The following is a 14749-nucleotide window of genomic DNA, read 5'->3' as shown; positions in this document are numbered from 1 at the left end:
CAATCCCAAAGAAATTGTACTTTAATATGTTTACCGAAATCTTCTGTAGTATTATTTTGTTTTAAGTCGTTTACAGTATAGTCTATTTTCATCATTAAATCTTTAATATCTAATGTACCACTATTTTTCAAATTGAATTTCTTTAATATTTTGTCCCCAGGTTTTAAATTTTCTAAGTTAAGTGAAGTAGTTGGTTGCATAGCTAAATTCAATGTACCTGCAGCAAATGTATTATTTGTTACAACTTGATCGCTAAAATATGCATATGTTCCCCCACCAATTAAAGATAAACCAAGAGCGGCTGAAACCACTCCAACACCTAATTTCTTTTTCCGTGACATTTTTTGTTCCTCCCATATCATTTTATAATCTTTCTCCCTAATCAACCGAAAAGGTCCCCTTAATTCAGATATACCATGAATTGTTAAAAAATCACATTAAAAGAATACAATCCCTTATTGAGAAAATTATGTTATTTTTATATTCTATAAATGAAACGTCCCAAAAATAGAACAGTTGAATTTATAATTATCGAAAATTCTGCCAAGAACAAATTAATTTTAAATCGCTTTTATGATTAGAATTATTTATTTCTTCAGGAGTATTCTAACGCTTCAAAAGGTACACCTTTTGAAGTATATTAAAACCTAATAGATTTAGTGCTTCAAAAGGTTTGAAAATACACTTTTGAAGTGATAAATAATTAATGACACCTTTTGAAGTATATTTGATATAATTTTATTAGAAATACTTTTGAAAGGATGTCTATTTATTTTGAATACAAGAAAATTCGGATATATAAGGGTTAGTAGTAAAGACCAAAATGAAGATCGGCAGCTCGAAGCAATGAAACAACTCATCACTGACGAACGAGATATTTTTATCGACAAACAAAGTGGAAGAGATTTTAATCGTGATCAATATCAACTCGTAAAACGTATGTTAAGAAAAGATGATATTTTATATATTCATTCCCTAGATCGTTTTGGCAGAAATAAAGAAGCTATCCTTGAGGAGTGGAAAGATATTACCCAAAATATTCAAGCTCATATTGTCGTATTAGATATGCCACTTTTAGATACAACTCAATATAAAGATAGTTTAGGAAATCTTATTACTGATTTGGTACTCCAAATCTTGTCCTGGCTTGCTGAAGAAGAACGAACAAAAATAAAGACTCGTCAACGTGAGGGTATTGAAGCTGCAAAGAAAAAAGGTAAGCATTTGGGTAGACCTAAAACTAAAATCACTCAGGAATTTATCGATGTATATAACGATTGGAAACAAGGAAAGATCACAGCGCTATACGCTATGAAGAAATGTAATATGACAAGTCCTACATTTTACAGAGTAGTCAAAAGGTATGAGGATAAGGAGTGAAAAATATAACATGACTTCAAAAGAGATCCAACATACAATAGAAGGCTTCTCTTCTTATTTATCAAACAAAGGAAGAAAACCTTCTACAATCAAACGATACATCTATGATGTGGAAAGTTTCATTCAATGGCTGCACCAATCAAAAAGGTTTACTAACGATACTATGTGGGAATCACTACAGAAAAAAGATTTCGAATCATTTTTTAACCATTTAAAAGCCGATCGTCAATACTCCGATAAAACTGTACATCGTATATATATTGTTTTAAATAGGCTGTACGAATACTTAGATTTACCAAGCCCAATTGAAGGGACTACTCATATAGATCCACCTAATCGAGCATTACGTAGGGAGGATTCCGTTTCTTTCGAGGAAGAAAAGCGCTTAAAGGAAGTCATTTCTTCACTAGAAGGCCTTACAGAAAAACAACGATCCGTACGCCCAATGATCTTAGAGCGGAATGTTTCTATCGTTATATTACTGCTGGATTATGGATTATCTTTGAAAGAGCTTGTTTCTTTACGAATGGTACACGTTCATTTCGAAAATAATACTTTATCCATTCCTGAAGACGCAAAAGTAAATAGAATCATTGATTTGAAGGAAGAAGATAAATTATACCTATATAATTACTATAAAACTATACCTGAACCTGTACGTCCTAAATATCACAGCAATGATCCGTTATTTGTTGCTTTTGATTTTACCCGGGGGACATATCACTGGAGCTATGAGGAGGATGCACCAAAATTTTTAACTGAAATATCAATACAAAAAATGATCCGTTTAGAAGTAAAACGTGCTAATCTTCGAAAGGGAATCTCTGCTCAACACTTTTGAAATACCTATATTTTAAGAAGTATTCAAGGGAACAATTTCCATGAACAAATCATGCAGCAAATAGGCTTTAAATCTAATTTATCCCTAAAAAGATATTACGATTATTATAAATTATTATTATAAATGCCTTTATAGTAAATACAGACGCACATTTATCACTTAATGTGTAATTTTTACATATCTATAGGTATCACCAGCATATTTGACGGAAAAGACGCTAAGCAAAAAATATAATAAGCTGTCCATATGGACAGCTTATTTACATAATGATCGTTATTGGAAGTTAACTAGCCTCTTGTTTCTCTTTATAAGATTTTTTTAGTAAGCTAATGTGGGCTTGATGATAACGATTATGATCAGCTATATGCCATATTCCCCATCTAATTGTCGCCCGTTTTCCATTTTCGTATGAAACAACCTGATTTAGATCATCTTCAGATAACTTTGTACATTCTAAATGAAACATCTCTTGTACTTTATCATAAGCTTTTATTAATTCATTAATAGATACATTATTTACCGAAGGAAGTTTTCCATTTGGATTAATCATTGGACCATATTCTAATTGGATATTTGTAGGTATAGGTTCATTCTTTAATCTATATACCCAGTGTAGATCTACTACTGATAAATGTTTTAATAATTGACCTATACTGTTTAGATTTTCAGTTGGTCCTTTATAATCTAATTCTTCTTGAGTTATATCTGATACCAATGTCTTTAATCTTTTGTATGTATCCTTAACTGTAGCATATAAAAGAGCAACTGTTGGATGCATTTCTTTATCCATTTCTAAATCAATTATCATGATTATTTCCCCTTTTTAACAAGATTTTACCATAAAGTTATGTTGTATATTCTATACATATGAGGTTAACATAACGCATCATTATCGGTAGCAAATACTTTGATAGAATCCCTGTATTGACAGGGATTCTTCTTTTTTGTCTGGTTATCCTGGTATACGAGATTTTATACATCGTTGATGTAGCGGGGATTCTAGGGATTCGCGCTCTTCTTTTTTTGTATAAAATCTTGTATATAGAAAAAAGATTTTGATGTTATTATCGAGAAGTAATACATATCGGTGGTAAAATCGGAATGTATTTCGGAAATTAAATCGTTTTTAAAATCGGTTTTCATATCGGTTGTAAGTACATTCCGACTTTGATTGGGATGTTGGTTTAATCGTGTTTTTTAAGTAAAAAAACGTATTCCGTTTTTTGGGGAGGAATAAAAATTGGAACTAATATCGGAAATGCACACACCGAAAATTGTTGCGGATCTTTTAGGAATCACACCCGATTTGTTAAAGGTATGGTCAAATGAATTTATATACAAACGGAGCGTAGTCAGGGAGGACATCGTAGATATTCGAAGGAAAATATAGAAGAATTAAAAGTAATAAAAGAAAAAATACAGGCCCAAAAATGGTCTTACGATCAAGTTCGGTCATGGCGAAACGGAGAACTTGATTCGTTTGTTTCAAAAGAAGAAAAATCAGAATTAGAAAAGAAACTGAATGAAGTATTAGAAAATCAACAGTTACAAAATCAATTTAATCAAGCACTCGTTCAGAAACTACAAGAAATTACGAATGAATTGGTTACGACAAAAGAATATTTAGCGAATACTGAGAAAAAGTTAACTGAAGTAGAAGGGAAAAACAGTGAATTAGAAGTTTTTATAGAGAAGAAGCTAGAGAAACGAGATCAGTTATTGCTTGAAAACATTAGAGATATGCAGGCACAAAATCAGAAACAAAAACGGAAAGGTTTTTTTGGTTTGTTTAAAAAGTAAATTTGGCTGGTATTTTATGTAGGTTTCTAATGTCGGAAAAAGAAGAATAGAAATATAGCATACATACAATAAGGGAATGCAGTATAGATCAGTCTACAAGCATTCCCTTGCTATTAGTATGTTTTTATTCTAATAACATTTTTTGTTTATATTAATTATTGCAGTACTACAAATAATAATAATTAGAAAGGCTATTAAACAAAGAAAAGGGATAGTAATAAATCCAAACCAATTTAAATAATCATCAGTACATGGTATTCTACCGCATGTTGATATATTTGATAATTGTGGTATTTTTTGTATTGAATAATGATAAGTTGATATAGATATTCCTATAGTAGAAAGAATTAAGCCATAAATGCTTATTTTATAATCTTTATTTGTAATTGCTATTCCTAGTATGATAACTAATGGATACATAAAGATACGTTGATACCAGCATAAGGTGCAAGGTTCATATTTCATAATTTCAGAGAGATATAAACTACTACTTGTTGCAATAAATGCTGTTGCCCATGCTATAAATAAGATATTTTCTAGTTTTTTTTGTGTATTCATGTTTTTTTCCTCTTATCGATTTATTTATATTAATTTAATGTTTTTATTTGTATTTTTTTGAAACCATATTTTGAATTCTTCCTCTTTGTATTCACCTTCAATACGATCTATTTCTTTTCCATTTTTGTAGTGAATAATAGTTGGTGTACCCTCAATGTTAAAGAGATTCCATCCATTTGGTTCTTTTTCTAAATTTAAAGTTTTCATATCTATATCTAATTCTTTTGCCATAGGGATAATTATAGGAGAAACTTTTTTACAATAACTACAATTTGTTTGATAAAAATAAACTAATTTTTCATCTTTTTTTAAAAGATTATTTTGCAACTCATTTACTTTTATTTCATTTTGCATATTGTTTGTAGTAATTGTTATTTTTTCTTTTTTATTTGTAAATATAAATATAAAAATTAAAGTTGCAATGGTAATAAAAGAAAGGATTATAATTTTTTTCATTTGTTTTCTCCTTATTTTTTGTTTGTATTATTTATAAGTTCGGGTTACACTTTAAAATGTAAAACTTGTATATTATATCCATTTTTTAGATTTATTTATCTGATTATTATCATTTTTTACACTATACTTTATTTTGGTTTTTTTGTAAAGATTTGACACATGGAAAATATTATGATAATTTTTATGTGTGCTGATTTGAATCAGTGAAAAACATATAGAAATGGGGTATTTTTGTGTTAAATAAAAAAAATTTATCTAAGGGAATTTTATCTTTAAGTTTATGTGGAGCTGTATTAGTTTCACCTGCAACAAGTTTTGCAGCTGAAGAAAATACAACATCATTTCAACCAGAAATGATTTATACTGAATTTGGTTATACAAATGTTGAAGATGGAAAACAACGTGTAATTGGTGAGGGTTCTACGTTTAAAGGTTGGGCGCCAAAAACTGGACAGTGTTTTGATAATATAGAGGGTGGAAAATGGTGTAAAGGTCAAACTATGGGTAAAAATCTTGATTGGGCACAATATTCTAGATATGAGCATGATTCTCGTACTCATAAAGCATCAGCTATGGCTAATGGAGTAACTAAAAGAGGAGATTGGGTAAAAGCTGGAACACCAGCTTATAAAGAATCAAACTATTACAAAACATTAAATACTTATAAATCTTATTATGATGTTAGATAATATTTTATAGGTTAATAGTTTAATATAAAAAAATAACGAAAGAGAGAGAGTATATGAAAAAAGTCCTATTTTCTTTATATATAGTGATTTTCCTACTCTCTTTTTTTGTTTTTGTTGAATGGATTCTAAGTAAACAAGAAAATTTCATGAAACAGGCAGGAAAAGAGAATAGTATTATTATGACTTTTAATGAATCTATTCTAGATATTGATCGTAATAAGTTTTTTTCAGTTTTGTTTACTGAATCAGAAAAATATAATGGTAATATTTTTAAATTGAATTATTCGGATTCTAAATCAACAGAATATGTTTATTTAACACATGATCAGTCTTCTTATTTTGCGAATTTTTCTTTATTAGATGGATATTTTCCAAGTGATACTAAAACGGAAGATTTTTATTTATCTACATCTCAAAGTGAAAAAGTAACAGGAAGATTATTTTCTTATACATATGATAGGAAGTTTGATATTAAGCCATTAAAGGGATTTCCTAATGATAAATTAATAACAGGAAGTTATATTGTTTCTTTACAAAATATAAATAAGATAGAACCTTTTATTAATAGTTTAGAAAGAAATCTAAATATAAAAATTAAGTATTCTAATTATGAATTCCAAGAGCCTATTGGATCTTTTTGGTTACAGTTAATACCTTTAATATTATTGTATGTTTTAGCGTTTTTAATGACCATATACTATTATTTTTTACAGTATAAAAATTTTGCAGTTCTATTATTAAATGGTTATGGTGCAATAAATGTTTGGAAAAAGTATTTGTTTGTAATATGTTTTTATTATTTTACAGCTATGTTTTTATCTACTGGTATTATAGCTATATTAAAAGCGGGTTCTTTGTTATTTGCATCGGAATGGTTAAAAACTTTGCTAGTTTATTTTGTATATCAAAGTATTATAGGAATAATTTTTTGTTTTGTTATTTCACTTTTATTTATAAGGGTTAGGAATATTGATATTTCTAATAGTTTGAAGAATAAAAAGCCTTTAAAGCAATTACAAATTTTGAATGGTTTTACTAAGGTGTTATTTTCTGGTGTAATTTTATATTTGATATTTGTATCTTATTCTTCGTTTTCTATGCTATATAGGTACTATGAAACAAATGCAAGTAAGTGGGATATTTTAAAATCTTATGGAGTAATGAATACGAGTGCTCCTACTCCAAATGGAGATCAACCTAAAGCAGTTTTAGATCTTTTTAAAAAACATTATGGATTATTTAAATATACTAATGATAGAGGAGCTATTTTAGTAAAAGTTTCAGATGCTTATGAAGCAAAAGGGGTTGGAGTGGATATACCTGATCAATCAAAATTTGCAGAGAAAATCATAAGGATTAATAATAATTACTTAAAGTTGAATCCTATAAAATCAGTTGATAATAAAGTTATTAAAATTGATGAAAATGATGAACAGTTAATAATATTAGTTCCAGAGAAATATCAAAGTGAAGAAAGAGAACTTAGAATGTATTTAGAAGATGAATATGCTTTTCAAAAGTATGGAGCTAAAAATAGTTTTTTACAAGATATTGGAGAACCAATAGAATCAGTTGAGAGTTCATTTTATCGTATTATTTGGGTAAAAGATGGTCAATCTTATTTTACTTTTTCAAATCATTATGCAGAAGATACTAATAATTATTTTTATGATGGAATTGGAGTTGTATTAACAAATAAAAATGGAAATGAAGGGGCTTTATACGATACTGTTGTTGGAAATACTGGGTATTTTATAAAATTAACAGATAAAAAAATTCTTTATAATAGTGTGAAGTCAGAAGTAGAGAGATTAGGTTTACAAGATTTATATCCTACAGTTTACAATGCTTATGATGTAAATGATTTTGAGGTGCAAGAACATATGGATAGAATGTATGTTTTTGTTTTCATCTTGTGCATAACTTTGTTTGTATATTTTACAATTAGTATTTTTACAACAATGAATTATTTAGAACAATATAAGTATAGGCATACTATCCAAACTATTTATGGTTATTCTTATTTTGAAAAACATAAATTTTATTTAATGGTTACAAATTTTATTTGGATTATTAGTGCTTTTATTATGTGTGTGCTTGGTGAGTTTGATTTTGTATGTCTTATTTTCTTTGTTTTTCTTTTAGAAAATCTGTTAACTTATTTTCTTATTCAGAGCAGTGAAAGGAAAAAAATGATACAAATTATAAAAGAGGGTTGACGAAATGAATAAAGAATTGGAAATCAAACTAGATAATATAACTAAAAATTATGGTGATAAGTATATTTTTCAAGATTTTAATCTTGATATTTATAAAGGTGAATTTATTGGTATCATAGGTAAAAGTGGTTCTGGTAAATCTACTTTATTGAATATAATGGGGCTTTTAGATGAACCGAACCAAGGAAGAGTTTTGATTCAAGGGAATGATAATGCTTATAGAAATAAAAGATTGTTCTTTCGAAATACGTTGGGATATATATTTCAAAATTATGCTTTAATGGATAATGAAACAGTTGGTGCAAATTTAGAAGTTGCACTTAAATTTCAAAAGAAAACAAAATTAGAGAAAAGGGATTTGATGAATGGGGTATTAACGCAAGTAGGTTTATCTTGTTCTTTGAAAACCAAAGTTTATACTTTAAGTGGTGGTGAACAACAAAGATTGGCAGTAGCTAGGATTTTATTGAAAAAGTGTGATGTTATTTTAGCTGATGAGCCTACTGGTTCTCTTGATAAAGAAAATAGGGATCAAGTAATAAATTTATTAAAAAAACTTCATAGTGAAGGTAAAACAATTATTGTTGTAACTCATGATATGGATTTGCAAAATTTATTTTCAAGAGTTGTTGAGTTAAAATAGTATGTGAAATTATGAAATGAACAGTTAATTAATATATTTTATTTAACTGTTCATTTATTTTTATTTATGAACAATATAATGAATTGTTTTTTAAATATAAAAGATATCTAGTATATTATCCTTTTCTTCTTTATTAATTCCGATATATTTAAGAGTAATTTGTGGTGTACTGTGATTTAAAATTTCTTGAAGCATGGCAACATCTTTTGTTTGTTTATAGAACCAATAACCGAAGGTTTTGCGCATGGTGTGAGTTCCGATGGACTCTATACCGGCAAAATCTCCGGCCTTTTGCAATTGTCGATAAGCCTGGATCTTACTAATGGGCTGATTTCCGTTTCGGGAAGGGAATAACCAGGTACTTTTTAGTGATTGGGCATACGAATAGACTTCATCAAAAATAGAAGTAAGATTAATCATGCGTTCTTTCTTCGTTTTTCCTTCTTTGATCTTAAATTCTTTTCTCTTTTTTCGTTTTAGTTTTATTATGGTTTGTGTTTCGAGTTGGAGTAGGTCACTTACGCGTAGTCCAGTATGAATGCCAACAAGAAAGAGAATATAGTCTCGTTCGGAACAATGACGTTTAAGAGCCCATTTCATATCTTCGATCTGTTCTTTGCTACGGATGGGCTGGATATCAATGAGATGTGGTTTTTTGTTCATAGTTTTTGACCTCTTTATTTATAGCGTTTTGAATGTATACTTTTGTCATGTAAATTGAGGATATCAGGGGATTTGGCGAGAAGTCAATGTTTAAGGGGATTTGAATGTAAACTAATATTCAAAAGTTTAATTTCGAGAAAAGTAAAAAAGAGTCCTATGTTTATGGAATACTTTTTTTAGTTGCTGATAACATTGTATTAATTAAATGTAGAGGGTAATTTAGTAAAGATTTTAATATGTGAACCATTAGTTTACATATTAGATTAATGGTTTCTTTATTGATTAGGGGTTTATATGTAATGATTTCTTAGAGGTGAATAATATGAATTTAGGTTCGCAATTGAAAAGGTTTCGTGAATCAAAAAGCTTTTCACAAGAAGATGTGGCTCGAAAGGTTGGAGTGACTAACTAGACAAGCTGTTTATAAATGGGAGAGCAATAAAAGTTATCCTGATATTGATAATTTGATTTTACTTAGTGAATTATATGAAGTAACAATTGATGAGTTAATAAAGGGATCAGAGGATGCTAGAGAGGAGTTAGATAAAAAGGATAAGAATGAATGTGAGGACGATGATGATGATGAAAATGATTTTGGTTTTTTATAGGTATTGTTCTTATATTTGTAGGGATATTTATTGGCATTGAAGGAATTTCTTTATTTATAACTATATTAGGGATGTTAATAATGGTATTTTATAGCGATGTGAAAAAAATAATTATTAATGAATTTAAAATAAAAAGAAGACCGAACTAGAAAAACAATCTAGTTCGATCTTCTTTTTATTTTTTTTCTTTGAAAACTCTTAATTAAGGTTTCTTAATTATTACTTGTTCGCCATCCTTCATAATGTCCTGTCCATGAATTTTTACTTACTTCAGTTGCTCCTTTTAAATACCAAGTCACTCCATTCCACTCTTTTACAGCGGGTATTTCATTTTTTGATTTGTAACCAGGAAAGTCTTGTTTTTCAAGTTTTTTAACAAAACTTTTTTTATTATCAATTTTTAATTTTACACTTGTATCTGTAGGTGTCTCTGCAAATACTCCTCCAGCACCAGATAACATAATTCCAGTTGCTAATGTTCCAATTATTACTTTCTTAAACATGAAAAATCCCCCTTTTTTGGTATAAATATTACATGGATAATAATAACATATTATTTGTATTTTCTAACATTTTAATTTATTTATACACATTAAACAGAATATTCAAACTACATAATTTGAAATGAAAGGATTTAAAAATAATTATTTCTATTGACGGCTTTTTTAATTTTGCATCCATAATATCAATAAATTTTAACGTCATATTATTGTAAAATGCATCCGTACAAATTATAGATTTATTCAGCGGATCAATATCAACGATGGTCATATAGTTAGTAAGTAAAAATCCCCCTTCGTAATATGTAATCATTATTACTTCTTCAGAAAGCAACGAACATAATAGCATATTCTCAATAAGTTCTTGTTCTTCCTGGGTTAATGTAGGACGTTCTACTATTGTCTTGTTTTTAATAATCTCACGGATACCTGCGAATTGTTCTGGCATTGCTGCGAATGGAGTCCATTTAACCATTCCTCTTCCTTTTGGCATATTAGCGTTGTTCATGCTTTATGTCCCCCTAATAATGTGTTTCTGTATCTTGCTGTTGCACTATTTGTATACGAAATTCCTCTTAATATGCTGTTCTTACCAAATTTAGTGCGTATTTCATCCATTACTTTAGTTAGTTTCATTTCTTTTTCTCGTTGTATTACATTATCGAATAGTGAGATTTGTTCCTCGCCTTCATTGATTAAGTTAGTTAAAGAAACATTGATGGATCTAATGGGGTCTCCAGTGTAAAACTCGTGTAGAAAATATGTACAAATCTTATATATATCCATTGTTAAATTGGTTGGTCGGTTCATAGTGTGAGTTTTTCTGAAGCCGCCATTGTAATTTTTGCTATAACCAATGGAAAAGTGAATCGTTTGAGCTAGTTTGTTTTGTCTTCGCATTCGATAACAAACTTCCTCAATATGCTCCAGTAAAATAATCGGGAATTCTTCTATGGTGTAATCACGCATAAGTATTTGACTCTTGCCAATAGAAGTTGTTGCTGGAACGTATTTTTTTGATATGCGGCTAAAATCTATGCCGTTACTATGTAAGTGCAATTCTTCGCCAATGACCCCGAAGCTTTGCTTTAAGTATTTGAGTGGGTATTGCGCTAAGTCTCCGATTGAATGAATTCCTTTTCGGTTTAACTTCGCTTCTGTTTTACCAGAAATCCCCCAAAACTTACTAAGTGGTCGTATTGGCCATAATTTTATGGGTACATCTTCGTATTTCCAGTATGCTATGCAATCTTTCGTTTTCTTTGCTTCCACATCTAAAGCTACTTTGCTCATTAAAGGATTAGGACCAATTCCTATCGTGCATTCGACTCGTGTCTTTGCATAAATTTCGCGTTTGAATTTTAATGCGAAGTCGTATGGGTTGTTAGCGAACAAATGAATACTATCCGTAATATCCATAAAAAACTCATCGATGGAGTATTGGTGAAAATCCTCAACAGGAAGGTATTGTAGAGCTAATTTCGTGATGAAATTAGAGCATTTTATGTAAGTGCTCATAATTGGGTTTACCACAAGGATATCTTTGCGTCGTGGTATTTCGTATAATCTTGCCATTTTCTTAACACCCAACGCTTTTAATGGTGGAGTTGCAGCCAAAACAATTGAACCACTCCTATTAACATCACCGACTACAGCTAATTTAGTATGAAGTGGGTCTAATCCCATCTTGATACAACTGACTGAAGCATAGAAGCTACGAAGATCTATACATAAAACAATTCGGTTTGGCAATATTGAATAGTCATACACCGTTATTCCCCCTAAATAACAGAACGTTAGTTCTTATTATATACGAATATATGTTCTTTTATGAAGAGGTTTTTATAAAAAAATAAAAATAGCCTCACTCGTTTAAGTGAATCTACATCCAAAAATCATTATAATCAACATTTTTCCCTGTTAACTTTTTTAAAGCTCTTATAATCTTATTCCCATTCTTCAATGAAGGTTGAAATGCATCTCCCTGGCATATTCGACTGATCGTTCCTCTGTTAACGCCACTTTCCTTCACTATATCCTGTTGTGAAAGATTATTTTTATCAAGAAATTTACCAAAACGTGAACGTGGTTTTCCTAGTCCGAACATCTTTCCTCTCTCCCTTGCTTGATTTATTGGTAACAAGTCTGTACAAAAATTAAACTTTTTAAACTTCACGAAAGTTTGAATATTGTCCAAGCCATCCACAATATGCTTTATCAAGGTCGCTACCAAAGTAGTTATCAAACGTATTATCAAAGTAGCTACCAAAGTAAATAGCTTAACCGCTATCAAGGTAACTAGTATTTGTACTATCAAAGTAGCTATCAAGTTAGCTATCAAAGTAACACTACCAAAGTATTAGACCTATAAACCCATGTAATAAAAGGATTCTAAATTCTGTTTATAAAGGGGAGTTTTCTATGTTAACTACATTTATTTCATTAGGAGTTTTAGGAGCAACAACAATTGGTGGAGCGATATTAGAAAAGCATCTTGTAAAGAATGATCATGTTGCAGCGGCTAAATTTGTAAGCGACGGAATGTATCACGGAATGAGAATAGGTGGAGTTTGTTTCATCGGCTATGTATTTATTAAAATCTTAATCATGTTTTAGGAGGTATCGCATGGAATTCATCAAAGGATGGCTTCATAAACAGAGTTTGAAGAATCAACTTATAGAGGTGTTTGGAAAAGCAGGTTTATATGTGGACCATCAAACAAGAGGTGGGAAAGTACCAATTTATCCAAAGATACACAACATTTCCTCCACACAAGAGCGCGTTAGGTATATATTTACCATTCCAAACGGTTTGGATCCAAAGACAATCGAAAAGAAATGGTTTTGCTTTCAGCAGATTTTAGGGCGGAATGTAGCAATTGAAGGAGATATTAAACGTTTTGTCTTGAATGTATTCCATTCGGATGCAGGTCTACAAACATACAAATACAGTTATAAGAAATGGCAGTCGTTACTAAAACAGCATCGTCTTCCCGTTGTGGTAGGGCGTGATCAATTCGACAATATGATTGTATATGACATGGTTGAAGCCAATACTCCACACTTACTTGTGGCAGGAGAGACAGGCAGCGGGAAAAGTAGTATGGTACGTGTTATTTTGTCCACACTCATTCAATACATGTCCCCTGATAAATTACATTTGTACCTGGGCGACTTGAAAAATTCTGAGTTTCATTTCTTGAGAAGAGTAAAGCACGTAAAAGAGGTTTGTATGGAAGAAATCGAAATGAAAATCATGCTTCAGAAAGTGTGGAAGGAAATACGCGAACGCAGAAAACTAATGGAAGAGTATGAAGTGGATCATATCGATGAATATAACAAAGTGAATACCGATAACCAGAAACCGTATATCTTACTTGCTATTGATGAAGTAGCAATGTTGCAGGACGAAAAAGAATGTATGGCTAACATTGAAAAAATATCGGCAGTCGGTAGGGCGCTCGGAGTCTTTCTGATACTTAGCATGCAACGTCCTGATGCGAAAGTATTAGATGGTAAGTTAAAACTCAATATGACGGTAAGAATGGGATTTAAATGTGATAGTACGATTAACAGTAATATTATTGGCACACCTGGTTCAGAACACTTGGAACAATCGGGACAAATGATTTTGAAATTGAACGGATTAAAGAAAGTGCAAGCTCCTTATTTAGCTTTAAGCATAGCGAAACAAATAGTTGAACCTTATCGTATTTCGAAGGAGGATATAAAAATTCAGAATCCTTCACAAAAAGAGATTCAATTATTTGGGGTGTTAGATTATGAAGAATAGAGACAAAGCAATACTGAAAAATCTGAAACAGTTTAGGTGTATGTCGCGTGACGACATTATAGATTTGCATTTTCAAGGATTAAAGAATGCAGTTACTTGCTGTAATACAGTAATGAAACGATTAAGGAGAGATGGTCATGTGGATGCAAATATCTCACAGCAGCCATTTATATATCTCCCTCAACCTAGTACACTACGAAAAACTAGCCAAAAGCTTCCCCACTTCCTCGGTATTGTGGATGTATACAAACAACTCATTCATTATGAAAAACCGAAATTATTCAAAGTCGAGCCGAAATACGGAAAAGATTATATGGAACCCGATGCATTTACAATCTGGCGCAGATCTCCATTTTTCATTGAGGTCCAGAAGTCAGTTTACAGTAAAAAAATTATGCAAGATAAAATTAACAGGTATGAATTATACTTCCATAGTCAGGAATGGCATAATGAATCGTGGCAGCCAAAAGGTTCTAAATTCTTCCCATCAATCCTCATTATTACCGATAAGCAGTATGATATTAATTCTTCAAATTTACGTATCTTTCAAGCATCTTCAATTAGCAATTTCATGGATAGTCTTGCAACAAAAATATAAT

Annotated in this window: 15 protein-coding genes and 4 pseudogenes; 10 read left to right on the top strand and 9 right to left on the bottom strand. The window is 30.4% G+C overall.

Going from position 1 to position 14749, the window contains the following annotated elements:
• Nucleotides 1–341 (bottom strand): TasA family protein (locus BUA87_RS28975; protein ID WP_218602441.1); only part of this gene is annotated, 341 nt, incomplete at its 3' end.
• Between the two features lie 433 nt (nucleotides 342–774).
• Here BUA87_RS28975 and BUA87_RS28970 point away from each other — a divergent pair.
• On the top strand, nucleotides 775–1380 hold the full coding sequence (locus BUA87_RS28970) for a recombinase family protein (RefSeq protein ID WP_072941760.1): 606 nt from the start codon (nucleotides 775–777) through the stop codon (nucleotides 1378–1380).
• Nucleotides 1381–1390: 10 nt separating this feature from the next.
• A pseudogene (locus BUA87_RS28965) lies at nucleotides 1391–2344 on the top strand (phage integrase N-terminal SAM-like domain-containing protein).
• Between the two features lie 160 nt (nucleotides 2345–2504).
• Here the strand turns inward: BUA87_RS28965 and BUA87_RS28960 are convergent.
• Nucleotides 2505–3026 (bottom strand): DinB family protein, encoded by a 522-nt coding sequence (locus BUA87_RS28960; RefSeq protein WP_072941770.1) that lies wholly within the window; start codon nucleotides 3024–3026, stop codon nucleotides 2505–2507.
• A 435-nt stretch (nucleotides 3027–3461) separates the two neighbouring features.
• Here BUA87_RS28960 and BUA87_RS28955 point away from each other — a divergent pair.
• Nucleotides 3462–4021, top strand: a pseudogene (locus tag BUA87_RS28955) (MerR family transcriptional regulator).
• 129 nt (nucleotides 4022–4150) lie between these two features.
• Here the strand turns inward: BUA87_RS28955 and BUA87_RS28950 are convergent.
• Nucleotides 4151–4579: a disulfide oxidoreductase gene (locus tag BUA87_RS28950; protein WP_072941758.1), complete on the bottom strand. Its 429-nt coding sequence runs from the start codon at nucleotides 4577–4579 to the stop codon at nucleotides 4151–4153.
• 24 nt (nucleotides 4580–4603) lie between these two features.
• Nucleotides 4604–5035 (bottom strand): thioredoxin family protein, encoded by a 432-nt coding sequence (locus BUA87_RS28945; protein ID WP_072941755.1) that lies wholly within the window; start codon nucleotides 5033–5035, stop codon nucleotides 4604–4606.
• Between the two features lie 233 nt (nucleotides 5036–5268).
• Here BUA87_RS28945 and BUA87_RS28940 point away from each other — a divergent pair, with 233 nt between their 5' ends.
• From BUA87_RS28940 to BUA87_RS28930, 3 genes are read left to right on the top strand one after another with little or no spacing between them, the layout of a single operon-like run.
• On the top strand, nucleotides 5269–5724 hold the full coding sequence (locus tag BUA87_RS28940) for a lactococcin 972 family bacteriocin (protein ID WP_072941752.1): 456 nt from the start codon (nucleotides 5269–5271) through the stop codon (nucleotides 5722–5724).
• Nucleotides 5725–5777: 53 nt separating this feature from the next.
• Nucleotides 5778–7943 carry a DUF1430 domain-containing protein gene (locus tag BUA87_RS28935; protein ID WP_072941749.1) on the top strand — a complete coding sequence of 722 codons (2166 nt, stop codon included), beginning with the start codon at nucleotides 5778–5780 and terminating at the stop codon, nucleotides 7941–7943.
• A 4-nt stretch (nucleotides 7944–7947) separates the two neighbouring features.
• Nucleotides 7948–8586: an ABC transporter ATP-binding protein gene (locus BUA87_RS28930; RefSeq protein ID WP_065230196.1), complete on the top strand. Its 639-nt coding sequence runs from the start codon at nucleotides 7948–7950 to the stop codon at nucleotides 8584–8586.
• Between the two features lie 90 nt (nucleotides 8587–8676).
• Here BUA87_RS28930 and BUA87_RS28925 read toward each other — a convergent pair whose 3' ends face one another.
• Nucleotides 8677–9249, bottom strand: coding sequence for a tyrosine-type recombinase/integrase (locus tag BUA87_RS28925; RefSeq protein WP_072941747.1), 573 nt, complete (start codon nucleotides 9247–9249; stop codon nucleotides 8677–8679).
• Nucleotides 9250–9571: 322 nt separating this feature from the next.
• On the opposite strand from BUA87_RS28925, the pseudogene BUA87_RS28920 reads away from it, so the two are divergent.
• A pseudogene (locus BUA87_RS28920) lies at nucleotides 9572–10006 on the top strand (helix-turn-helix transcriptional regulator).
• A 63-nt stretch (nucleotides 10007–10069) separates the two neighbouring features.
• Here the strand turns inward: BUA87_RS28920 and BUA87_RS28915 are convergent.
• The 4 genes and pseudogenes from BUA87_RS28915 to BUA87_RS28900 form a co-directional block, all read right to left on the bottom strand.
• Complete coding sequence (locus BUA87_RS28915) at nucleotides 10070–10360, bottom strand: LCI fold-containing protein (RefSeq protein ID WP_072941744.1); 291 nt, start codon at nucleotides 10358–10360, stop codon at nucleotides 10070–10072.
• 166 nt (nucleotides 10361–10526) lie between these two features.
• Nucleotides 10527–10865: pseudogene (locus BUA87_RS28910) on the bottom strand (YolD-like family protein); the annotation flags it as partial.
• On the bottom strand, nucleotides 10862–12127 hold the full coding sequence (locus BUA87_RS28905) for a Y-family DNA polymerase (protein WP_072941742.1): 1266 nt from the start codon (nucleotides 12125–12127) through the stop codon (nucleotides 10862–10864). The gene BUA87_RS28905 and the pseudogene BUA87_RS28910, both read right to left, overlap by 4 nt.
• A 112-nt stretch (nucleotides 12128–12239) precedes the next feature.
• Nucleotides 12240–12464, bottom strand: coding sequence for a helix-turn-helix transcriptional regulator (locus tag BUA87_RS28900; RefSeq protein ID WP_016513776.1), 225 nt, complete (start codon nucleotides 12462–12464; stop codon nucleotides 12240–12242).
• Nucleotides 12465–12778: 314 nt separating this feature from the next.
• Between BUA87_RS28900 and BUA87_RS28895 the strand changes: the two genes are divergently transcribed.
• From BUA87_RS28895 to BUA87_RS28885, 3 genes are read left to right on the top strand one after another with little or no spacing between them, the layout of a single operon-like run.
• The gene (locus tag BUA87_RS28895) at nucleotides 12779–12973 is read left to right on the top strand and encodes a hypothetical protein (protein ID WP_072941739.1); all 195 of its coding nucleotides are present in this window, start codon (nucleotides 12779–12781) and stop codon (nucleotides 12971–12973) included.
• 10 nt (nucleotides 12974–12983) lie between these two features.
• Complete coding sequence (locus BUA87_RS28890; RefSeq protein ID WP_072941737.1) at nucleotides 12984–14150, top strand: FtsK/SpoIIIE domain-containing protein; 1167 nt, start codon at nucleotides 12984–12986, stop codon at nucleotides 14148–14150.
• A complete protein-coding gene (locus BUA87_RS28885) occupies nucleotides 14140–14748 on the top strand; it encodes a replication-relaxation family protein (RefSeq protein ID WP_072941735.1) in 609 nt (202 codons plus the stop codon). Before BUA87_RS28890 ends, BUA87_RS28885 begins: the two co-directional genes overlap by 11 nt.
• The last annotated feature ends 1 nt before the right edge of the window (nucleotide 14749 follow it).

This window comes from Bacillus sp. bc15 (assembly GCF_900142585.1).
In the GTDB taxonomy this organism is placed as follows: domain Bacteria; phylum Bacillota; class Bacilli; order Bacillales; family Bacillaceae_G; genus Bacillus_A; species Bacillus_A cereus.
Note: the sequence above shows the minus strand (reverse complement) of the source record. Positions and strands in the feature narration are given on the sequence as shown.